The following is a 553-nucleotide window of genomic DNA, read 5'->3' as shown; positions in this document are numbered from 1 at the left end:
GTAGGTGCCGGGGACTATATTTTCAAACAATGGCTCCGCTTGGTAATCCGCGCCATTGATCGAATATTCGAAACCAGCGCCCAAGGGTTCGGTGATGGTTATCGTTCCTGCCCTTACTACACAATCAGGATGGGTCACAACCACCACAGGCCGGTCCACAAACTCTACCGTAACCGGTGCAATGGTGCTGCAACCCGTCACCGGATCAGTCGCACGGATGTAGTAAACACCGGATAGGGCAACAGTAGCCGGGTTTTCCACCAGGCTGGTACCCGCAGCATCCGTGTAATAGCTATACGTCAATCCGGCATCGCTGCCCACCGTAATGGCCGCAGCCGTCAGATCGATGGTTACGCCAGCGCAGGCTACCGCCGGATCCGTAATGATGATCGTTGGTAATGCATGGATGGTGAGCGTTACCGCCGTACGTGTCTCGCTCACGCAGTCGCCGTTGCTGGCTTCCGCGTAGTAGGTAACGGTTCCAACCGTATTCAGGGTAGGATCGGTCACCACCTGTCCGCCGGTCGCCGCATCGTACCACAACACGGTCGTG

General features: G+C 56.8%; 1 protein-coding gene. It reads right to left on the bottom strand.

Annotated features, from left to right (window positions below):
- A partial coding sequence (locus U9S71_RS20905; protein WP_326329802.1) for an Ig-like domain-containing protein occupies window positions 1–553 on the bottom strand: 553 nt, incomplete at both ends.

It is taken from the genome of Parapedobacter flavus, from assembly GCF_035818675.1.
Taxonomy (GTDB): Bacteria; Bacteroidota; Bacteroidia; order Sphingobacteriales; family Sphingobacteriaceae; genus Parapedobacter; species Parapedobacter flavus.
The sequence above is the reverse complement of the archived record's forward strand: the minus strand, read 5'-3'. Positions and strand labels throughout refer to the sequence as shown.